The sequence below is a fragment of the Ruegeria sp. YTSC106 genome, assembly GCF_059609765.1.
Map to the genome: position 1 here is coordinate 237789 of NZ_JBXWMI010000006.1, position 22368 is coordinate 260156.

19 protein-coding genes are annotated in these 22368 nt (G+C 56.8%); 10 read left to right on the forward strand and 9 right to left on the reverse strand.

Annotation, left to right across the window (positions count from 1 at the left end; translation table 11 throughout):
• Positions 1–235: 235 nt before the first annotated feature.
• The 7 genes from AC2FEB_RS10825 to AC2FEB_RS10855 form a co-directional block, all read right to left on the reverse strand.
• Positions 236–1339: a mandelate racemase/muconate lactonizing enzyme family protein gene (locus AC2FEB_RS10825; RefSeq protein ID WP_496673182.1), complete on the reverse strand. Its 1104-nt coding sequence runs from the start codon at positions 1337–1339 to the stop codon at positions 236–238.
• Positions 1336–2430, reverse strand: coding sequence for an alcohol dehydrogenase family protein (locus tag AC2FEB_RS10830; protein ID WP_496884032.1), 1095 nt, complete (start codon positions 2428–2430; stop codon positions 1336–1338). Before AC2FEB_RS10830 ends, AC2FEB_RS10825 begins: the two co-directional genes overlap by 4 nt.
• Positions 2431–2485: 55 nt before the next feature.
• A complete protein-coding gene (locus tag AC2FEB_RS10835; protein WP_496884033.1) occupies positions 2486–3514 on the reverse strand; it encodes a sterol desaturase family protein in 1029 nt (342 codons plus the stop codon).
• Positions 3515–3543: 29 nt separating this feature from the next.
• Entirely contained in the window at positions 3544–4368 is an 825-nt protein-coding gene (locus AC2FEB_RS10840; RefSeq protein WP_496884034.1) for a 3-methyl-2-oxobutanoate hydroxymethyltransferase, read from the reverse strand.
• A 97-nt stretch (positions 4369–4465) separates the two neighbouring features.
• A complete protein-coding gene (proX, locus tag AC2FEB_RS10845) occupies positions 4466–5458 on the reverse strand; it encodes a glycine betaine/L-proline ABC transporter substrate-binding protein ProX (protein ID WP_496673171.1) in 993 nt (330 codons plus the stop codon).
• A 67-nt stretch (positions 5459–5525) separates the two neighbouring features.
• Positions 5526–6488 carry an ABC transporter permease gene (locus AC2FEB_RS10850; RefSeq protein WP_496884035.1) on the reverse strand — a complete coding sequence of 321 codons (963 nt, stop codon included), beginning with the start codon at positions 6486–6488 and terminating at the stop codon, positions 5526–5528.
• Positions 6489–6497: 9 nt separating this feature from the next.
• Positions 6498–7571 carry a quaternary amine ABC transporter ATP-binding protein gene (locus tag AC2FEB_RS10855; protein ID WP_496884036.1) on the reverse strand — a complete coding sequence of 358 codons (1074 nt, stop codon included), beginning with the start codon at positions 7569–7571 and terminating at the stop codon, positions 6498–6500.
• A 162-nt stretch (positions 7572–7733) separates the two neighbouring features.
• Here AC2FEB_RS10855 and betI point away from each other — a divergent pair, with 162 nt between their 5' ends.
• Positions 7734–8378, forward strand: a complete 645-nt coding sequence (gene betI / locus AC2FEB_RS10860; protein WP_496884037.1) for a transcriptional regulator BetI — start codon at positions 7734–7736, stop codon at positions 8376–8378.
• Between the two features lie 17 nt (positions 8379–8395).
• On the opposite strand, the gene AC2FEB_RS10865 is transcribed toward betI, so the two are convergent.
• Positions 8396–9153, reverse strand: a protein-coding gene (locus AC2FEB_RS10865; RefSeq protein ID WP_496884038.1) for an IS5 family transposase whose coding sequence is annotated in 2 segments (ribosomal slippage) — positions 8396–8817 and positions 8817–9153 — 759 coding nt in all. Because the reading frame shifts where the segments join, the coding sequence is not laid out codon by codon here.
• 99 nt (positions 9154–9252) lie between these two features.
• Here AC2FEB_RS10865 and AC2FEB_RS10870 point away from each other — a divergent pair.
• Entirely contained in the window at positions 9253–9936 is a 684-nt protein-coding gene (locus AC2FEB_RS10870) for an IS6 family transposase (RefSeq protein WP_496677608.1), read from the forward strand.
• A 39-nt stretch (positions 9937–9975) separates the two neighbouring features.
• A complete protein-coding gene (locus tag AC2FEB_RS10875; RefSeq protein WP_496884039.1) occupies positions 9976–13344 on the forward strand; it encodes a hypothetical protein in 3369 nt (1122 codons plus the stop codon).
• A gap of 324 nt (positions 13345–13668) precedes the next feature.
• On the opposite strand, the gene AC2FEB_RS10880 is transcribed toward AC2FEB_RS10875, so the two are convergent.
• Positions 13669–14718, reverse strand: a complete 1050-nt coding sequence (locus AC2FEB_RS10880) for a LacI family DNA-binding transcriptional regulator (RefSeq protein WP_496884040.1) — start codon at positions 14716–14718, stop codon at positions 13669–13671.
• 132 nt (positions 14719–14850) lie between these two features.
• Between AC2FEB_RS10880 and AC2FEB_RS10885 the strand changes: the two genes are divergently transcribed.
• The 7 genes from AC2FEB_RS10885 to AC2FEB_RS10915 all read left to right on the forward strand — a co-directional run bounded on the left by AC2FEB_RS10885 (position 14851) and on the right by AC2FEB_RS10915 (position 22348).
• Complete coding sequence (locus AC2FEB_RS10885) at positions 14851–15831, forward strand: substrate-binding domain-containing protein (protein WP_496884041.1); 981 nt, start codon at positions 14851–14853, stop codon at positions 15829–15831.
• 63 nt (positions 15832–15894) lie between these two features.
• Positions 15895–17400, forward strand: a complete 1506-nt coding sequence (locus AC2FEB_RS10890) for a sugar ABC transporter ATP-binding protein (RefSeq protein WP_496884042.1) — start codon at positions 15895–15897, stop codon at positions 17398–17400.
• A complete protein-coding gene (locus AC2FEB_RS10895) occupies positions 17393–18394 on the forward strand; it encodes an ABC transporter permease (RefSeq protein ID WP_496884043.1) in 1002 nt (333 codons plus the stop codon). Before AC2FEB_RS10890 ends, AC2FEB_RS10895 begins: the two co-directional genes overlap by 8 nt.
• Positions 18391–19383, forward strand: a complete 993-nt coding sequence (locus tag AC2FEB_RS10900) for an ABC transporter permease (protein WP_496884044.1) — start codon at positions 18391–18393, stop codon at positions 19381–19383. Before AC2FEB_RS10895 ends, AC2FEB_RS10900 begins: the two co-directional genes overlap by 4 nt.
• Before the next feature lie 2 nt (positions 19384–19385).
• On the forward strand, positions 19386–20234 hold the full coding sequence (locus AC2FEB_RS10905) for a sugar phosphate isomerase/epimerase family protein (RefSeq protein ID WP_496884045.1): 849 nt from the start codon (positions 19386–19388) through the stop codon (positions 20232–20234).
• A gap of 13 nt (positions 20235–20247) precedes the next feature.
• Positions 20248–21675: an FGGY family carbohydrate kinase gene (locus tag AC2FEB_RS10910; protein WP_496884046.1), complete on the forward strand. Its 1428-nt coding sequence runs from the start codon at positions 20248–20250 to the stop codon at positions 21673–21675.
• Entirely contained in the window at positions 21668–22348 is a 681-nt protein-coding gene (locus tag AC2FEB_RS10915; protein WP_496884047.1) for a class II aldolase/adducin family protein, read from the forward strand. The genes AC2FEB_RS10910 and AC2FEB_RS10915 overlap by 8 nt, the downstream gene beginning before the upstream one ends.
• The last annotated feature ends 20 nt before the right edge of the window (positions 22349–22368 follow it).

Genomic DNA, 22368 nt, shown 5'->3' on the forward strand with positions numbered 1-22368 from the left:
AATAGGCAAAGCCTAACCTGCTGGGTGAAGCAGCCGGTACATCCCATTACTGTGAGTTCGTTTTTTATGCTGCGTGCGCTCGCAGAATGAAACTTTCTGCTCGGGCGTGGACATCCATGACCAATGCGGCAATGATTTCAGCCATTCAAGCAGAGTGCAGCAAATTCGGTATTGCTGATAAATGCAAAGCTCAACTACTTGTCCGGCCCTTCTTGGGCTCAAACCGGATCGGAATCTAATATTCAATAACCGGGGCGCCAAATGCCGCTTCATCGGGCACGACACCAAGTCCGGGGCCCTCTGGCAGACTGATGTGCCCACCAATAGCTTCCAAGCAAATCTCGGGGCAGTAATGGCCGTCGATATAGGGCGCCGCGAGCCAGACGCCTTCCAACAATGCAGGGTGCACCGTAGCCCCCAAATGCGTACAGGCAGCCGCAATGATATCACCGCCAAACTCGTCACATGTATGCGGCAAACTCCTCGCGGCGCAAATATCGCGAGCAGTCGTCATGGGTTGCAAACCGCCCAGTCTTGTCAGTTTGAGCCCGAAGCCATCCACCAACAAGGACCCAACGACATTTACAACCGTGTTTATGTCAAACGACGTCTCATCCATATAAAGCGGATGGCGCAGCAACGGCCTTAGTTGGCGCAATTCGTCATTTGTATTGCAGGGCTGTTCAATGATGAACGGGATGTCGGAGCACATATTGCTGATGTGTATTGCATCGCGCGTGGTCCACCCCCTGTTCGCATCAATCGCAAGCCGTATACCACTTCCCTCAATAGCTTCCCAAACCTTGCGAATGACCTCAATGTCGGCCTCTGGCGATTGCGCACCCACTTTTAACTGCAATCGCGGGTAACCTTCTGCGCGTTTTTCCGCGGCGATCCGCGCAGCATCATCAGGGGTCTCGATCCCGATCGCATAGTAAGAGGGCACACTATTTGTCAGGGCGCCGCCCAACAGATCAGCGACGCGTAAACCAAGTGATTTTCCCAAAGCGTCATGCACGGCAATATCGATGGCGGTCTTGGCGTAGGTGTGCCCCTTCAACAGGCAGTCCATCTGTCGATGAACACTGAGCGGCAAGACATCCGTTCCGATCAAACCGGGGGCCATTTCCGATAGGGCTGCACGTGCCCCCATGGCGTGGGCCTCGGCATAGACAGGCCCAAGCGGGCAGGTCTCACCCCATCCGACGACACCGGTGTCAGTGACGAGTTTCACCAATGTTGTATCCACTGCCCAAACTTCACCATAGGACATCGTGTACGGGCCGTTCTTAATCGGCAGATCATGTTGGTAGATATGCAGTTGAGCGATCTTCATCATGAAATACTCGGTGGGATCAGAACCAGTTTTCCGGTATGTTTCTTGCTCAGAAAGTCCTCTTGGGCCTGGGCGATGTCATGGAGCGGATACGTCTTGGCTACAACGGGCCGAATTTCTTCAGCTTCGATGTAGCAAAGCAAATTGGCAAACACTTCATCTTCCTGAAATGTACATCCGATGAGAGTCAGGTCTTTGAGATAAAGCGTTCGCACATCGATCTGCGCGATCGGGCCGGCGATGGCACCAGCTGTCGCGTATCGCCCGCCACGACGCAACACATCGAGAAAGGATGGCCACTGTTCCCCGGCGACAAGGTCAATCACAACATCAATTGATCCTGCGCCCAGTTCTGCCACAAGATCGGCGTTGCGGTCGAGAACCTGATCTGCGCCAAGCGCCATAACCCCAGGCTTTTTTGCGGGTGACGACAGTGCAATCACCTGGGCGCCGCGCCGCTTTGCAAGTTGAACGGCAGCCGAGCCGACACCACCTGACGCCCCGGTTATCAACACCCGTTCAGCGCCGACGCCTGCACGATACAACATGTTTTCCGCTGTTGAGTAGGCGCAAGGAATGGACGCAAGCTCGGCGTCTGTCCAGTCGCAGTTGACAGCGTGAGTTTCGCGTGCCGGTGCCACTGCGAACTGGGCAAAGCCGCCGTCGCACTCACTGCCGATCGTCCAGCACTCATAAGGACGGTAATCGACATATGTTCTCAACATATTTCGCACCAAAACCCGCTCGCCAATGCGGCTTTCACTTACCTCGTCGCCAACCGTCACAACATAGCCGCAAACATCTGCACCCTGGATGCGCGGGAACGAAAACGGTGTGCCGGACCAACTGGCATCGTCATTGTCAACGCTTTCAAACCCTGCGGTTCCACCCGAATTTGTCGCTTCCCCCACAGCTTTGGAATACCAGCCGATGCGGGTATTGATATCGGTGTTGTTAACCCCAGCCGCCGCAATTCGGATCAGCAACTCGCCAGGCATGGGTTTCGGAGTGAGCACGTCGGTGTGGTATTCTAATTTATCAAGACCACCATGGCCTGTTAGCAAGACAGCGTGCATTGTTTTTGGAATTTCCATACTCATCCGCTCCTTCTGATAGACACATATCCAAGCGTAATGGCTCTCGTCCTTGCTATTTTCGCATTCGCTTGGTTCTCGTCCGCGTGACCGCAGTCGCTTCCTCGGTGCCATCATGAAACGTACCAAACCACTTGTCGCAAGGAACTTCAGGTTCCCCGTAGTTACATTCGAAATAGCGGTGATGCAGCTGGTGGAAGAAATCGCCAACTTTCAAGCCGGTGTCGCTGCCTTCACCGGTCGTGATGGCCTCGTAACCTGCATGCGAACTGATCGCCAGTAGCACCTTCTGTTGCAGTTGAAAGATGAAATGGATCGGGTGCGACGCCAGCACAACGTGGATCAGAACCGAACTGAGATAGCCGATATGTTCAACCGGGTGCATCGACATGCCCGACCAGGGACCCACATTGACATTGCGATGATGTAGTGCATGAACCTTGGCATAAAGCGGGCCCCAATGCAGCACACGGTGAATCCAGTAAAAATGGAACACACCATACATCGGCAGGAACACAAACCACAGCACGAACCATACCGGGCTTTCGGCGAATGTCAGCGTAGGCATATAGCCATTGGCATAGGCCCACAGTCCCACAACCTCATACGCGGTCCAGATGGTGACACCACTGGCGATGGACCAGAAGACATTATCGCGGAACTGGCTGTTGAAGGTGAAAAGCGCATTCTTCTTGTGAAACGGGCGCGCGTCATAGCGAAGGTAGTTCCTCTGCCGTTTGAACGTATAGAGATAAAGGTGCATTCCCCCCGCCAGCAGGAGCATCAAAATAAGATTGCGAAGATAGACAGCTGCCACCCAGTCGAATGCAAAAGTCCGAGCCGTTTCAAACGAAGGTGATAGGAAAACCCAGGTCAACACCGACACGCCGACCACGATCAGACGGTCGGTTATGGGCAGCCAGGAGTTAACAAGCACTTTCAATGCTCTAATCGGCCCATGCGACCAGTTGAAAGGGGATACGTCACGCAAGGGGAGCTCGGGGTGGAAGTTCCAGGTCCGGTTGCTCGGCAGCGTATATTCGGGCTCAGGTTTGTTCGATGTGGTTGTGCTTTCCGTCGTCATAATAGGCACCATTCACGGGATAAGGGGTTTCATTTTTCTTCAGACAAGGCGGTGCGGAAAGCCTGTAATTCGTCCGGCTTCATCTGGTTGGTTACATGTGCATAGGGGAAACTTTGATCCTTTACGGCGATTTGGAATTTGCGCAGCGCAGCAATGCGCTCTTCCTGAATCTGTTTTTGCAGTCGCAAGACATTGCCATATGCATAGGCGTGGCGCGGGGGCTCTTCGGTTTCGCCACAGATGTCTTCGGAAAACAGAAAGGTAACATCACCACCTGATCCCGACCCAATGGAAAAGGTGATCAGATTGGTTCGGTTGTTGAGCTCTTCTAAGACTTGCTGGGGTACCAATTCCACCTCAACGGCAAAGGCACCTGCATTTTCCATATCTCGGAAACGTTGCGACAGTATCATCGCTTCTTCAGCTGTATTGGCATAGCCGCGCAACCCACCGATCCAGGTGCTGTAAGGGGGCACCAACTCGACATGACCCATGACCGGAAAATGAAGCTCGGCCAGCATCTCTATGGTGCGCAGGCTGCGCGTTGTATAGAGAGCGTCAGCGCCTTCATCCATCGCCCGCATCGCACCGTCCAAAACGTCCTTCTCGGTGGGATAGTCTACCAGCATCAATGCTGCGGTGATAAACGTGGTTGGTGCAGCGGCACGCACCTCGGCCAACATTTGCGAGCGGGTAATCAGAGTATCGCTTCCCGCGTCGGCGGCATTTGAAGCTTGCTCACCATTCATCGCTGTAACTTCGGTAAGTTGTAGCTTGCCCTTGTTGGCTCGCATATCCGCGACGGTCCAGTTTCGTTGCGCCGCCTGATGACCAAAGGTGAATAACTTCTTCATGTTGAACTCCAGTGATCCTGTGGCCGGTAGGATCCGATCCTCGTTTCCTGACGCGGCAATAAATGGTGGTGAGCCCTGAGGGCTCACCGTAAGGTGCTTACTCAGCTGCGGCGCGGGCCGCTTCGAGCCAACCGTCATAGGCGGCGCGATTGGCCTCGATCCACTCGTCAACGTGACGGTCTATGTCTGACGAGGAGTCTTCGCCGTCGGCGATCTTCTTGTTTTGGATCGACACGTCATTGATGTTGATTGACGCCACTTCGAACAGTTTTGCGGCAGCCGGATTGGCGTCGAGGAATGCATCGGTTGTCAGAACCTGGATACTGTCCACGGCGAAGCCCAGATTCTTACCTTCGAATTCGGTGTTGGCCGTGCCGCCGTCAGGCAGCGATGTGTAAGGCACTGCCAGGAATTCGACATTCTCACCGGGGACCAGAACACCGGAAACCCAGTACGGGGTCCAGGTATAGTAAAGCACGTTTTCGCCATTGGCTTCCCGGGCAATTGTATCGGCGATGATAGCGTTATACTCGCCCTGATTGTGAGCGACAGTGTCGCGCAGGCCGAACTCGGTCAGCTGGTGTTCAATCACACGCTCGCAACCCCATCCGGGCACACAGCCCGCCAGATCGGCCAGGCCGTCGCCGTCGGCATCGAACATCGCGGCCTTGGCGGGGTCCCTGAGGTCACCCAGATTTTGAATGCCGGCATCAAAAGCCGACTTGCTAACCAGATAGCCCTGAAGTGCCCCGGACAAAAGGTTGCCGACCCTCTCGAGGACCTCATCGCCACCGGATTCTTCGAAGAACGTGGTATGCAGCGAGTTCCAATGCGCAGTGAAGAAATCCGCGTCACCGGTGCCAAGCGCCAGATGGGCGGTCTGGGCGACCACTTCCTCGGGTTCGGCAACGGTATAGCCGAGATCTTCAAGCGCGCGGAACAGGATCCGGGCCTGGAAGTATTCCTCGGCATAGGCTTGCACGACCGGACGCACGGTGACGCCCTCGCCTGGCATGTCAGCGGCTTGCACGGCAGTGCCCGCAAGAATGGTTCCGGCTAGAAATGCGGCGGATAACTTTGCTTTGATCATTTGTTTTTCCTCTCCTCTTGGATATTTACGATGGATTGCCCGACTGGTTGCCCAAATCGGCGGTGCCTCACGCGGACTTGGTTCTGTCTCGGCGAAGTCTCTGAAGTATCTTGATCACGATTCCGATCGGGCCCACCTGCCACCAATGGCGATGCCCCCGGTCGCGCCCTGACTGGCCCATGCCCTGCGTGATCCGGTCCAACACGATAGCGAGAATCACGATGCCCAGCCCACTCACCAACGCCTTGCCAGCATCCAGCCGTCCCATGGCGCGCAAGACTTCGTTCCCCAAACCCTTGACCGAAATCATCGAAGCGATCACCACCATCGACAGTGACAGCATGATCGTCTGGTTCACGCCTGCCAGAATGGTCGGGGTCGCCAGCGGCAGTTCGACCTTGAACAAGATCTGCATCGGATTGGCGCCAAAAGCGCGAGCGGCTTCGGTGACCGATTGATTGACACCGCGTATGCCCAACGAGGTCAGGCGGATCAGTGGCGGCAGCGCGAAGATCACCGTCACGATCACACCCGATACGTTTCCGATGCCGATCAGCATGACGACGGGCACAAGGTACACGAAGGCTGGAATGGTTTGCATTGTATCCAGCACGGGGCGAATGGCGGTTTCGAAAAGGTCGCTCTTGCCCGCCAGCACACCGAGAGGCAAGCCGATGATGAAGCACATCAGAACCGATGAAGCCACGATGGCCAGCGTCGTCATTGCCAGCCCCCAGCTGATAGGCGACAGGAAGCCAAGTGCTAGCATCGACACCCCCACGATAACTGCAACCCGGCGCCCTGCCGCTTGCCAGGCAATCAGGACGAGGACTAACAGCATGATTGTCGGAGGGATGGCGTTGAGAGTGTTGTCGATGCTGACTATGATTTCATTGAAGGCGCGTTTGAACGGCTGGATCACGTCACGGTTGTCAATCGCCCAAGTCTTGATGCCATCAGCAGCATCTTCGAAGCCGGTATCCACCGAGGAAAACGGGTCAAGAATGCTGAAAGTCTGTTCATCTGCCATAATCGTCCCTCAGTATTCTGCCCGCGTGTCGTCACCAATGTCGCCTTGGATGCCGCGCAGCAGGGCGTTTTTTGTCACGACACCAATTGCGGTGCCGTCGGATTTGACCAGAACCGGATGCTGGGTGGCGACGGAAAGGTTCACCAGATCGCCGAGCGAGTGGTCGGGATGCGCCTCGGGCCATACGTCGTGATCTACCGGTCCGTGGCGTTGTTCGAAGGCCCTTACCGGCTCCATTATTTTTCCTGCCGAGATCAGCTCAAGCTTGGAAATGCCCGCGACGAAGTCGGCCACATAATCGTCGACCGGATTGGTAACGATGTCTTCGGGCGTGCCAATCTGCACCAACTCGCCATCTTTCATGATCGCGATCCGGTCACCGATACGGATTGCTTCGTCCAGATCATGCGTTATGAACAGCGTGGTCTTGTGCAATTCGTTCGACAGCGCCATGAACTTGTCCTGCAACTGGCGCCTGATCAGTGGGTCGAGTGCCGAGAAGGGTTCGTCCATCAGCAGGATTGATGGGTCGGCGGCGAGAGCACGAGCAAGTCCCACCCGCTGCTGCATGCCGCCTGACAGCTCATCGGGGTATTTCTGATCCCAACCGGACAAGTCGACGGCATCGATCGCCTGCATCGCGTTTTCGCGGCGCTCTTTCTTTTCATAGCCGCGCACTTCCTGACTGAAGGAGACATTATCCAGCACGCTTCGGTGCGGCATCAGAGCCATATTCTGAAAAACCATGCCAATTTTATCGGCTCTGAGCTTGCGCAGGTCGCGTGCCGACAGGGCATTCACGTCCTGCCCTTCGATGAACAACTGACCCGCAGTGGGTTCGATCAACCGGTTCACGTGGCGGATCAGAGTCGACTTGCCTGATCCTGACAACCCCATGATGCAGAACACCTCGCCGCGGCCGACTGTAAAGCTTGCGTCCTTGACGCCGACGACACTGTCGAACCGTGACTGAATCTCTGCCTTGCTCAGTCCGTCGTTCAGGATGGCGCTTATCGCGCGGTCAGCATTCTTTCCAAAAATCTTCCACAAGCCGTGGCAATCAATAACGACGTCTTTCTTCATGCCGAACTGTTCCCCCCTGACCTCGTATCACCAATGGTGATCGTCTGGTTCATTCACTAAAACGACCAGGTATTCTAAAATTTATATCTTTGGTCTAAATTTGATATCGTTGGACTACTTGCTATAGTGAGTCAAGAGATTTTGAATTCGGGAGGCAGTCGGATGGGTTTGACGCGCATACAAAAATTACGACGCGAGGAATTTGCGGAAGCTGCAATCGAGGTTTTCTACGAGCACGGTGTGACCGATGCGACGTTCGACCTGGTGGCAAAAAAAGCCGGCGTGTCCAAGTCGAACGTGCTGCACTATTTTGAGAGCAAAACAGCTCTGATCGAAGCCGCCTTCCGCCATTACGCACGCGGCTACGCGCAAGAAGTCGATGCCTTGCTGAAACGCACGGAAACCCCATGGGAAAGGGTATACGCGGTGATCGAGGCGAATTTCTCGAAATCTCTTTTCCTGCCCGAAGTGACGCGCGCCTATGTCTATCTGTGCGCCGAAGCCTCCGGTAACGAGACGCTCACCCGGGTTCTACAGGCGTTGACCAAACGCATGAATAGCAATCTCGTTTTTGCGTTGCGTGAAATCACTGAACCTGACCGAGCAGATGCCGTAGCCCAAATGATTGGTCTGGCAATCCGTGGGCTGTGGCTGCGCTGCGCATCGGAGCCGGGAGTGGTGAGCCGGGTAGAAGCAATGGATCAATTGGATTTCCTGCTCGGTTCCCTGTTCCCAGGAGCCCCAGATCGGGAAACAGGCAAACGGCGCATGGCCGATATCCAGACCATACTTGTTGGTTTCAACTAGGCTCCAGACTCATTAAATTACAGCCAGAACAGGACTGTAGCTGCGAGTGCGATGGCCGAGAGGAAGACCTTCGGGCACCTGTCATAGCGAGTGGTGACACGGCGCCAGTCCTTCAGGCGCCCGAACATAATCTCGATCCTGTTACGGCGTTTGTAGCGGCGCTTGTCGTACCGGACAGGTTTGTCGCGCGATTTTCGACCTGGAATGTAGGGTTTTATTCCCTTGTCTGTAAGGGCTTCGCGGAACCAATCCGCATCATAGCCGCGATCACCCAGTAGCCAATCAGCCGATGGAAGGCTATTCACCAAAGCTCTGGCCCCCATGTAATCGCTGACCTGCCCTGCGGATATGAAGAAGCGTATCGGGCGTCCGAGACTATCGGTAACGGCATGCAACTTCGTATTCATGCCACCCTTGGTGCGTCCGATCAGCCTGCCACGCCGCCCTTTTTCAACCGCAGGCTGGAGGCCGTGCGGTGCGCTTTGAGGTAGGTTGCGGCGATCATGATGGTCTTATGATCAGTTCCCTCCGCAGCGAGCCCGGTCATGATCCGAGCGAACACACCCATATCGCTCCACCGCTTCCATCGGTTGTAGAGGGTTTTTGGTGGTCCATATTCGCGAGGCGCATCAGACCAACGCAACCCATTGCGATTAATGAAGATAATCCCGCTCAAAACACGTCGATCATCAACCCTCGGCTTGCCATGGCTCTTCGGAAAGTAAGGCTGAAGGCGCGCCATCTGTTCGTCACTCAGCCAGAATAGATTGCTCATGATATACCCCTGAAACGGATCTGTCGCAAACTCCGTCCCCAACCTGTCAGATTAAATGCAATTCTGGTAACGCGTGCTGGAACATGGCAGGAGCGGACCGTGACGATTTCATTTAAGGGCGCACATTTTCCGAAAGACGTGATCTTGCACGCGGTTTTCTTCTACCTGCGCTACGGTGTTTCATACCGGGATCTGGAAGAAATCATGGCGGAACGCGGCGTTGATCTGGATCATGCAACACTGAACCGCTGGGTCAGTCGATATGCCGGCCTCATTGCTGAAGTAGCGCGGTACAGAAAGCGTCCCGCAGACCGTTCGTGGCGAATGGATGAGACCTATGTGCGGGTCAAAGGCAAATGGGTTTATCTTTATCGGGCCATCGACAAACACGGGAAAACCCTGGATTTCATGTTGTCCGAGCGCCGGAATAAAGCCGCTGCGACGAAGTTCTTCGCCCGCGCGCTTGAGGTGAACGGTCTACCACGCAAGATCGTCATCGACAAAAGTGGTGCCAACACCGCTGGCATCACGGCAATCAACAAGATGCTCAAGAACTTTGGTTGTCCGATCCCGATCGAAATGGTCAGGAGGAAATATCTTAACAACATCATTGAACAAGATCACCGTTTCATCAAACGAAGGATCAGACCCATGCTGGGATTCAAGTCTTTCGCTTCAGCTGCGTCTGTCCTGGCAGGCATAGAATTGGTCAATATGATCCGCAAAGGTCAATTCACGCCCGGACTCCGTCCGTTTCAGCAGTTCATACAACTAGCGGTATAATCGACTCTCCGGCTCCATCTATGCAGCTCTCAAAGATATTTGCGACGGAACCTGGAACAGTCTATTCCTGCTCAAGTTTGGTTCGCCAACGAGAACGGCAAAGATTTCCGTGGCACGAAGTCACTTGATCGCTGCTGGGTGAAGTGGAATGCGGATTGTGACCCAGCCTTTACGCCGGACATATTTGACGAAGCGTCGATTATTGCTGGCAAGAAGCTCCTTGCACATTTGCGAGGGGACGATCGAACGCTTCGGATCGCGTCGGACTCCGTGCTGGAAGGTCTTGCGTTTGTTTGCGCGATGTTGAGCGGAAACGACCCCGAACTTTCAGCGATACGCGACCGCGTGGTCGTCTTCTCCGAAGCCGGGCCACTAACCGAACTCGCCAACAAGTCATCCCGCTTCATACCGATCGTTACAAACCGCGAAACCGAGGTTGAGCTGGCTGAGACGGGAATGCGTCTTGGTGGGATTTCGATCGTGCCGCGCACGATGGTACAAACCGAGGCTGATATTGTTCTTGATCCCCTCAGCGGAGAAGCATTCCGCAAAGGCCTCGAAACGATGGGGTTGGGCGGCGATGCGATAGAACGCCTCAAGGAAGAGTCGGGCCGGTCTCTCACGGTGCTGCGCCGCCGCCTGGCGCGGGATCAGGCAATCAAGTCACCGGCATGGAGCGCTGACAAGGCGCTTGCACGCTCAGTGTTTCCTTTCATGCTGGCAGGCGCATGGAAGAATGACAACGAAGCGGACCGAATTGTCCTTTGCCATTTGATGGGTGAGGACAGATATGCGGAGGTCGAGAGGGAGTTCGGCAATCTGTTGCCAATCGAGAGTTCGCCCGTCTGGTCGATAGGTTCCTTCCGAGGGATCGTGTCCAAGATTGACGCCCTCTACGCGGTGCATCAATGGGTGACGCCCGAAGACCTTGAGCGCTTCTATCAGGCTGCTGACCTTGTGCTTTCGGAGCCCGATCCTTCACTCGAACTTCCAGAAAGTGAACGCTGGGCAGCGAGTATCCACGGCAAGACCCGCGACATATCTTCTGCGTTGCGAGAAGGCATCGCCGATAGCTTGGTTATTCTGGCGATGCACGGCAACGGGCTCTTCAGGAACAAGCTGGGGGTGGATACGCAATCTCAGGCAACGCTACTGGTGAGAAAGCTTTTCGCAAGCATGGATGGCGAGACAATGGAGTCTCAATCCGATGAATTCCAGCGGTATGCTGAGGCCGCGCCGGAAGAGTTCCTGGGGATTATCGAGCGGGACTTGGCCAGAAATGATCCGAGCACACAAGTCTTGATGCGCCCGGTCGGTGACCCCCTGTTCTCCAGTAATCCACGAGTTGGCCTACTGTGGGCACTGGATTTGTTGGCATGGTCGCCGGAATACCTCCTTCGTGTCGTGGATGTGCTTGCAAGGCTTTGCGAACTGGAGCCTGACGATCGTTGCGGCAACAGCGCGATGCAAAGCCTGCTTTCGATCTTCCGTAGCTGGATGCCCCAAACCTCCGCCAACGTAGAGCAGCGGATTGCAGCCCTGGATCAATTGGTTAAGCACTTTCCCGAAGTCGGATGGGCGGTTGCGAGGGACCAGTATGACTTACGGTCGCGGACCGGCCACTACAGCGTTAAGCCGAAATGGAGGGACTATGCCTTTGGTAGCGGAGAAGTGGTGACCAACGGAGAGCGCTGGAAATTCGAAGAACACTGCCTTGAGCTGGCCCTTTCTTGGACACCGATGACAAGAGAGAAACTTGCTGATTTGGTCGATAGCCTGGAGGGTTTTGGAGACGACTATCGCGCTCGCGTGTGGGATCGCGTGGCCGGCTGGGCAAAAGCGGCCACCGACGAGGATCGGTCTTGGTTAAGGGAGCAAATTCGCGTGGGTGTTAGCAGGAGTGCCCGCCGCCTGAGCAAGAAGGGAGCGCCGAAGACGGCTACGAAAGCCAAGGTAAACAAGGCGCGCGATATCTATGACGAGTTGGAGCCTGGTGAAATCGTCTGGAAGCACGCGTGGCTGTTCAAGAATTCATGGGTAGAGAACTCGTGGGAAGATATTCACGACGATGAGCACGACTTCGAGGCGCGAGACGTGCGCATCGCCAAACAACGAAAGGCGGGCGTCGAAGCTGTGTTGGCGCAGGAAGGTGTTGCTGGTGCCGTACGCCTTGCTCTTTCTGGGAATGCTTCACACATAGTGGGTAACAACCTCGCGCAGATCATGAGCTCCGAGGCGGATCAGCTCGCCTTTATCCGGCGCATCGTTGGCGATCCCGACTTCCTGACTTCGACCAAGCTACAGTTCCTGCTGGACGGCTTCTTTTTCTCGTTGGGTGACAAGAATGCGGTTGGCTTTATCAACGGATTGCGCGGCGAACTGACCGATGATCAGCTGGTGCGCCTGTTCTGCCTTTGCCGGTTTGGGCAAACAGTTTGGGACGCTGTGGAGACTTCAAGCCGCGCAGTGTCCGAAGGGTACTGGAAGACTGTGTCCGCACACTGGGCGAGGCAGACAGAAGAAGAGCTACGCTACGCTGTAACAAAACTAATTGAAGCCCGACGCGGTCTAACGGCGCTGCAATTTGTCCATCTGGACCTGAAAAGCATCGAGTCCGAGCAGCTCTACGAAATCCTGCAGGCTCTTCCCCGAAGCGACGAAGCTGAGCGGGGAGCATCCTCGATGGATCGACACTCCATTGAGGAGGTGTTCAAGATCCTCAATTCCCGCGGCACAATTGGCCGCGAGAGGATGGCTGGTCTGGAGTTCCTGTATCTGGAGGTCTTTAGGTTCGATAGAGGGCGTATTCCTAACCTTGAGTCCGAGGTAAACGACAACCCGTCTCTATTCTGCGAGGCCATTCGCATGGCCTACAGGGGAAAGAACGAACCCAAGGATGCGGAACCTACCGATGAGGAGAAGACGGCCGCCAGAAACGCCAACACCTTTATTGACGCTCTTTCTTCAGTGCCTGGGGTTGATGAACACGGTGTCATCCAAGCAAAGAAACTGAAGGAATGGATTATCGAGGCAAGGCGCATCAGTGAGCCAACAGGTCATCGCGCCATGCTTGATTATCAGATCGGGGAAATCCTCGCACACGCCCCTTTGGGAGAAGATGGATTATGGCCTTGTGAACCTGTACGGGAGGCCGTCAATGATCTCTATAGCGTCGAAATTGAGCGCGGCATCACAATCGGGCGCTACAATGCTCGCGGTGTGACTTGGCGGGGTGAAGGCGGAGCGCAAGAGCGAGAGCTGGCGGATCAATACGAGGGCTGGGCTAAAGCTTGCGAGTTCGAGCATCCACGCATGGCGAGAATCCTGCATGAGATGGTTCGCAAGTATATCGCTGAGGCCGAGTGGCAGGACAATGAGGCAATGATCCGTAGGCGCATGCGATACTAACATCCGAATGGAAGTCCGTTCTCAAGCGCACTTGTCAGGTGAATAGGTATGATGAGCTTGCAATCGCCAGTTTTCGATGACTTGGCGGCGGTCAAAGGGCATTTATCAGCGAACGACTGCTTTTAGGAAGCTGCACTGCAGCGCCGTATACGTAGCCCAAGGTCCAGTGAGGGCCGTTTTCCAGCAGCAGGTCGACTTGTCCATGTTTCAATTGCGTCTGCGATTGCCAATGCGACTAACCTTTTGTCGGGAAATAATCCTATCCGTTCTTTGGTGTATCAGGATGTGGTTCGCGATCTCTGTGGCTTTGGTCGAGGTTCGGCCCTAACCAGTCGGTATTCTGCGGCCTTTGCCTTCGGCCAACACGATCGGCGGGATCTGGATGACTTCTGGCGGATGGGTGCGCTCGCTGTCGATCACTCGGAACATGGCTTCCAGCATGGCCCCGACGTCCTGGCGAACCGAAAAGAGGTTCTGGGCCATGTACTGGGCAAACGGGTCCCAGTCGAAACTGCCAAAAAGGATCGTGTCCAGCGCCGAACGCTCGTTCTGCGCCAGCCAGTCGAACACACCTTCCAGCGTGATTGTGGAGTTCACGAAAACGGCAGTCGGCATGCGTCCCAACGCTTCGACCTTGGCCGAAAAGGCCGCTTTCGCCTTGGTCGCCGCATAGCCGCAGGCAAGGATGTTGTCGTCGATCGGAGACGCGCCTGCATCGGAAATAGCGTCTTTGAACCCGCGAATGCGCTCGCCCGTGTTGTGATCGGCAGGCCGTCCCCCGACGCAAAGCAGGCTGTCCTGCCACTCCCGCCCGTCAGTATTTGCGCGTTCGATTAGGGCTGCCGTGACCTTGTAAGCGCCCGCGTAGTTGTCCGAGATGATCGAGGTTGCCGCAGTGCCGGGCAGATCGAGATTGATCGTCGGCACGCCCTGTTCTCCACAAATTCGCGCGATGCCATCGGGATCGGTGGCGCCGGTGCACACGATGCGGTCCACGTTGTAAGAAAGCATCTGGCGCACGGTCGCGAGTTCGAGTTCCGGATCGCGCCAGGTGCAGGAGGTCATGGGCAAGAGACCTCGGGCTCGGGCTTCAACCTCGAACCGCTCTGCGATGGCGCCGAAATAGCGGTTGTCATACATCGGGAGAATCATGCCGATCATCCGCGACTGCACACTTCGAAGTGCTCGGGCTTGCATGTTGGGGGCGTAGCCCATCTCGTTTGCGATCTGCCGCACGGTTTCGGCGCGTCTTTCGCTGATCCGGCGATTGCGCCAACTGCCGTTTAAAACAGCACCCACAGTGCTTGCCGACGTACCGGCGCGGTCCGCGATATCGTAGATCGTGACCTGTTTTTTCACCGCGTTTTTGACCACAAAAGATTCCCCTTTGACAGAATCGCCTGTTTCCATATAACTTCAGCACCATCGATTGCGCAACAAAAAACAATCGATGGTGCAAAATATATAGCCGCGCTTTTCCAGCGTGGCGTTCTCTGGGAGGAAAGTATGAAACTCAAAACAATACTTGCAGCATCCGTCTGCGCATTCACCTTGACCGCGACCTACTCTGCCGCGGAAACGACCATGGGTATCGTGGTCAAGATCGGTGGCATCCCGTGGTTCAACGCCATGGAAGAAGGGATCAAGGAGCGTGCCGCCGAACTGGGCGTCAGCGCCGAGATGATCGGGCCGACCTCCGCCGATCCGGCTCTCCAGGTACGCGCGATCGAAGATCTGATCGCCAAGGGCGTCGATGTGATCGGTGTTGTGCCAAACGATGAGGCGGCGCTTGAGCCCGTTTTGAAGAAGGCGATGGATGCCGGGATCAAGGTGATCGCGCATGAGGGTCCCGGTCTGAGCAATGTCGACTGGAACTTCGAACTCGCTTCGGCGGATGGTTTTGGCGAAGCGCATGCGAAGCTGCTTTGCGAAAAGACCGAGGAGCCCGGCACATATGCGGTCTATGTAGGCTCGCTGACCGTGCCGCTGCACAACGCCTGGGCCGATGCCGGAATCGAGTGGCTCGCCAACAACTGCGCCGACAAGCTGACGCCGGTTGGTGACCGTTATGGTGTGGCTGAAAGCGTCGATGACAGCCGCTCGACGGCACTTGACCTGATCGCAGCCAACCCTGATCTGCGCGGCTTGCTTGCCTTCGGCAGCCAAGGTCCGATCGGGGCCGGTCGCGCCGTCGAGGAGCGCCGCCTCGGCGGTAAGGTCCACGTCCTTGGGCCGTTCTCGCCAGGCCAAGGACAGAAGCTTCTGAAAAATGACATCATCTCGGGCGGCTTCATGTGGAATCCGGCTGAAGCGGGCCGTGTCTTCGTCACCATGGGCAATATGCTGGTCGAGGGTGCAGAAATCTCCGACGGCACCGAGATCGAAGGCCTTGGCGTTGTCAGCCCGACCGGCACCAACATCATCACTGACAACCTCTTGGAGATTAACAAGAGCACCGTGGATGAACTGGCGGCCAAGGGCCTCTGAGGCCATCTTGGTCAAAGGGATCCGCGTGTTCCGCGGGTCCCCACTACTGAAGAGCAGACTTTCATGACATCAGATACCGAAATACCCGCTGCTTTGCGGCTTCGCAACGTCTCAAAAACCTTTGGCGGAGTGAAGGCACTCCAATCAGTGGATTTTGAGGTGCGACCAGGTGAGGTGCATTGCCTCGCCGGTGAAAATGGGTGTGGAAAGTCGACGCTCATCAAAATCGTGACCGGGGTTTACACACCGGATCCGGGCGCAGAGATTGAACTTTTCGGTGAAACCGTCGCGACGATTTCGCCGACCCGAGCGCGCGCACTTGGGATCGCGGTGATTTGGCAAGACCTTGCCTTGTTCCCGCACATGACCGTTGCTGAGAACATCGCCTTCGACGAGATGGTCGGCCTTGTGCCGCGTCTCAATCTGGGCCGACGCCACCGTGCGCAGGCGCAAGCTGTGCTGGATCGGCTAGATGTAGGTCTTGACCTGGACGCGCGGCTTTTGGACTTGCCCATCGCGGAACGCCAAGTCGTTGCTATCGCACGCGCCTTGATGGGCGAGGCGCGGCTGGTGTTTATGGATGAACCGACCGCGTCGCTTACCCAAAGCGAGACGGATGCGCTGCTGGCTGTGGTGCGGACGCTGTCAGAGCAAGGGATCGCCGTTGTCTTCGTCAGCCACAGGCTGGCCGAGGTGATCGATGTGTCAGAACGCGTCACAGTTGTTCGGGACGGCAAACTGGTCGGTGTTTTTCCGACCGAGGGCATGACCCAGTTTCGCCTCGGTGAATTGATGACTGGCACGTTGCACGAACATGCGGTAACGGCGCGCGATCGTTCGGACGCGGCACCGGTTTTGGAAGTCGTCGGGCTTACCCGGCACGGAGAGTTCGAGGATATCAACCTTACAATCCGGGAAGGCGAAGTCGTTGGGCTTACCGGATTGATCGGCTCCGGCCGGACCGAGTTGGCTCATGCGCTGATCGGTATGAGCCAGCCGGACGCTGGCGACATCCGATTGGAAGGGTCTTCGGTTCGCATGCGCTCAATTCGGGACGCGATCGCGCGCGGCGTGGCCTATGTCTCGGAAGATCGGCTGTCACTTGGGTTGATTCAGCCACAGTCTATCTCGGACAACACAGCGATTTCCGTTCTTGACCGTATCCTGGGAAGCTTTGGATTGATCTCACCCTCCCGCCAATCCGATCTTGTGCGACACTGGATCAGTGAGCTGGCGGTCAAGATCGGCCAGCCCGAGGACGCGGTCTCTACCTTGTCGGGGGGCAACCAACAGCGTGTCGTACTGGCCAAATGGCTGGCAACGGAGCCCCGCCTTTTGATCCTCGACAGCCCGACGGTGGGGGTCGATGTCGGCGCGCGGGCGGGCATCTTCCGCATCGTGCGACAGCTTGCTGATGAGGGATTGGCAATTTTGTTGATCTCCGACGAAGTGACCGAGGTCGTCTTCAACGCAGACCACGTCCTTCATATGGCGGATGGCAGGCTTGTTGGCGAATACGATCCAAATTCGACCAGCGTCCCTGACCTTGAGGCGCGGATCTATGCGTAACGTCTTCGTCATATATCCCGTCGAGGCCCGCCTTTCGGTCGTTCTGCTTCTGATCGTCATTGGGCTTTCGTTGACCACCGACACGTTCCTGACAATGGGCAACATCACGTCGCTGCTGAACAACAACGCGGTCAATCTCATCTGGGCGGTTGGCCTTCTGGTCGTTCTGATTGCAGGTGGAATCGACATCTCGTTCGCCGTCGCAGCGTCGGTCGTTCAGTACGTGGCAGCACAGGTTTTCCTCGGTATTGGCGGGGGGAACTGGGCCATCGGGTTCCTTGTTGCGGCGACGCTCGGGATCGGTCTTGGGCTGGTGAATGCCTTCCTGATCCACGGGTTTCGGGTGATTTCGATTGTCATCACGATCGCCACGTTTAACGCGTTCTTCGGGCTTCTGATGTTTTTCACCAAGGGCCGGAATATCTACAACCTGCCCGACTGGTGGACTGACCGCATTTTCATCTTCGAGCGGCAGGCGGCGGACGGAACCTGGTCCGAACTGAACCTGTCGGTCGCGGTCATGATCGTCTGCGTTCTGGCGACTTGGGCTTTGATCCGCCTCACGACGCTTGGCCGACAGCTTTACGCTTTTGGTGACAATCCCGAGGGTGCCCGCCGCGCCGGCGTCAACATCTGGCAGATGCAGATCGTTGCCTTCGGCTGGAGCGGAATGATGGCGGGGATTGGTGGGTTGATGCAGGTGAACATCGCGCAGGAAGTGGTGCCGAACGCCCTCTATGGCCGGGAGTTGGACGTGCTGGCAGCTGTCGTTCTGGGTGGGGCGCGGCTTGGAGGCGGCCGCGGGACGGTGGTTGGCTGCATCCTCGGTGTCATGTTTGTGGCGATTGCGCAGAACGGGCTGAACCTGCTCGGTATCTCGCCCTTCGCCTTCCAGATGATCATCGGCGCGACAATACTTGTGGCCATCTCGTCCTCGAACCTGAGCTTTGGCAGCCGAATGAAAGCGCGCCGGCCGTCGGAGGCCACGACATGACCTTGCGTGATAGGATATACGCCCTGCTCGGAGCAGAGACACTGCCGCTTTTGGCTTTTCTCGGCGTGGTCTTTCTGGGGTTCTCGCTGGCGACGCCGTTGTTCCTGACGGGGGCGAACCTGCGTTCGATGGCCTTTCAGATGCCGGTGCTCGGGTTGCTGACACTGGCGATGCTTGTGCCGATCCTGTCGGGCGGACTGAACCTTGCCATCATCTTTCAGGCCAACTTCTCGGGGCTGGCTCTGGCCTGGGTGCTGATCCAGTTCGGCGGACCTGAGGCGGGACCGGTTGCTTTCATTCTCGGAGCCATGCTTGCACTTCTGGCCGGGGCCGCTTCGGGGGCGGTCATGGGCGCGGTGGTCGCCTATGTCGGCGCGCATCCCATTCTGGTGTCTCTTGCTATGATGATTTTCCTGCGCGGTTTGGGGGAGTTTCTGACCCGGGGCGGCGACATCTCGGGTTTCCCCGAGTATATGAACGTGCTCGGCCACGGGAGCATCCTTGGCATCCCGGTTCCGATGATCGTGTTCGTCGTTGCCGCGCTTCTCTGGCACATTATGCTGAAGCGGTCCCGCCACGGGTTCTCGGTTTACATGATCGGCTCCAACATCGAGGCATCGGAGTACTCCGGTCTTCACACCCGCAGAACCCTTGTGCTGATCTATGCCATTTCGGGAGTGATCTGCGCTGTGGCGGGGATCGTGATGGCAGCGCGCTTCAACTCTGTCCGCGTCGGCCATGGCGAGGCGCTTCTGCTTGTTACCGTTCTGGCCTGCTTCCTTGGCGGTATCGACCCGTTTGGCGGGTTTGGGCGGGTCCTGCCGGTGGCCATCGCCTTGATCATTCTACAGGCGCTGTCGTCGGGACTGAACCTGATCGGCGCAAACCAGCATCTTTCTACCGCCGTCTGGGGCCTCTTTCTGATTGCCGTCATGGCACTCAGGTGGGTCGGGATGCGATGGCGAAACAGACTACGAAAAGGAACGTGACGATGGAAGGTTTCGGCGTACACACCAGCATGTGGACCATGCATTGGGATCGCGAGGGGGCCGAGCGGACGATACCCGCTGCTGCTGCCTACAAAATGGATTTCATCGAGATCGCGCTTTTGGACACAAGTATCGTTGACGCCGAACATACCCGCGCCCTTTTGGCAGAGCACGAGATGCGTGCGGTTTGCTCACTTGGCTTGCCACGGGAAAACTGGGCTTCGGTCAATCCGGACGGTGCCATCGAGCATCTGATCGACGCCATGTGCAAGACTAAGGAAATGGGGGCAGAGGCGCTTTCCGGGGTTACCTACGGCGGGATCGGAGAACGGACCGGTGTGCCGCCAACCCAAGGCGAATACGACAATATCGCCCGCGCGCTGGAGGCCGCCGCAAAGCATGCGAAATCGCTTGGCATCGCCTTTGGGATCGAACCTGTGAATCGCTACGAGACCCATTTGATCAACACCGGTCGGCAGGCGATCGAGATGATCGAGAAGGTTGGTGCTGACAACATTTTCGTCCACCTCGATACCTATCACATGAACATCGAAGAAAAGGGCGCAGGCAACGGCATTCTCGATGCGCGTGAACATCTGCGCTATATTCATCTGTCGGAAAGTGATCGCGGCACACCGGGCGAAGGAACCTGCGACTGGGATGAGATTTACGCGACGCTGGCGGCCATCGGGTTCAAGGGCGGGTTGGCAATGGAAAGCTTCATCAACATGCCGCCGCAGATCGCTTATGGTCTGGCCATCTGGCGCCCGGTCGCGCCGTCTTTCGAGGAAGTAATGGAAAAGGGCCTGCCGTTCCTGCGAAACAAGGCCGCGCAATATCGACTGATATGAACGGCGGCAATAGGTGACTCAAACCGGCGAAATCGCAGTTCTCGATATCGGCAAGACCAATGTCGATCTGTGGGTGGCCGCTCCCGACGGTACACTGCTTGAGAATAGGTCCACGCCGAACCGAATTGTCCCAGGACCGCCTTGGCATCATCATGACATTTCTGCCCTTTCGGTGTGGGTGGGGGAGACGCTTGCCGATTTATGCCGGCAGCATCCGATCCTGGTTGTTGTTCCCGTAGGACATGGTTCGGGCGGCGTCTTGACGGGCGATGATGCGGATGCAGAACGCACGGGTCCTGCTTTGCCGATGATCGACTACGAACAGCCGTGCCCATCCGAGATTGATGCGGAGTACAGGCAGAAGGCCGGTTCGTTCGAGGATCGCGGCAGTCCTGTGATGATGGCTTCGATCCACGCCGCACGGCAACTTCTGTGGATGGAACGCGCCCAATCCGAGGGGTTCAAAGTGGCCCGCCACTATCTCAACATCGCGCAATACTGGGGTTGGTGGCTGACCGGAGTGGCGGCGTCGGAATACTCGGCCATGGGTGCACAATCGCAACTTTGGAACGTCCCCCAGCGCCGTTGGACCCCAATTGTAGAGGGCCAGGACTGGCAGCGGTTGATGCCGGAATTTCGGCCGGCCTGGTCAGCACTCGGCACGATACGGCAGCCGCTTGTCCGGCAGTACGGTTTGCCGGACGACATCACCGTCCTGACAGGGGCCCACGACTCCACCGCGAATTTCTATCGATACATCGCCGACGGGATGCGCGACTTTACACTGGTCTCGACCGGCACCTGGATCGTGGGACTTTCGCTCGAAGTCGATCTGTCCGAGCTGGATGAAGCGCGAAGCATGACGATCAATTCAGACCTGGACGGCAATCCCGTTGGCGGTGCGCTGGTGATGGGAGGGCGCGAGTTCTCGGCCATTGCCGGCAAGGACTGGCGCGGTGTGCCCGCCGATGCGGAAGTTCTGGCTCGGCTCGTTGCCCGGAAAACCATGGCAATTCCGAGCTTCAGCAATATCGAGGGCCAGTTTCCCGGAAGCGGCGGCCGCGGCCGCATTCTGGGTCCGCCGCCGGAAGACCAGAACGAGCGTACAGCGCTGGCCCTGCTGCACACCGCGCTTCTGACAACGACCTGTGCCGACGTGTTAAATGGTGGCGAAACTCTCGTCCTCGATGGAACTTTCCTGAAAGAACCGCTTTTCGCGCCACTAGTCGCCGCCTTGCGCGGCACCAGAGAAACCGTTCTTTCGGATGAACCGCACGGCGTTGTTGCGGGTGCCGTCCGTCTTGCCGACCACGAGATCCGGACAAAACCCCGGCCTGTGTCGCTTGAACCGGTCGAGCCCATCGCCATCCCGGGCCTGGCAACGTACTTCGAATCCTGGCGCGAGGCCGCAGAAAGAAAAGGAAAAGCAGAGAATGACTGAATCCGAACTACGGGAACGTATGGTTGAAACATGCAGGCAGATGAACGCCACCGGCATAAATCAGGGCACCTCAGGTAATCTTTCTGCCCGTTGTGGTGATGGCTTTCTAATTACGCCGTCTTCGCTGCCATATGACACCATGACACCCGACGACCTTGTGGAAATGGATTTTGCGGGCACCTATTCGGGGCGCAGGCCTTCGTCGGAATGGCGCTTTCACTGCGACATTCTGCAGAACCGGAACGATATCGACATCGTTCTGCACTGCCATTCGGTGTACGCCACGACACTGGCCTGTCACCATCGCGAGATCCCCGCCTTTCACTATATGGTTGGTATCGCGGGCGGCACCACCATTCGTTGTTCCGAATATGCCACCTTCGGGACGCAGGAGCTGTCAGATACGGCGCTTAGTGCGCTTGAAGGGCGACTTGCTTGCCTGCTGGGCCAACACGGGCAGATTTCACTTGGCAAGACATTTGATGCGGCGCTTTGGATGGCGACCGAGGTTGAAACTCTGGCGCGGCTTTATGTGCAGGCCCTTCCGCTGGGTGATCCTCCGATCCTATCGGATACAGAAATGAAGCGAGTGATCGATCAGATGCAGCGCATGAGCTACGGCCACGGACCGGAGCCGGAGGGCAGTGAAGACGTTGCCCGCCCACGCAACTGACCGGGAAGAGGAGGGACAAG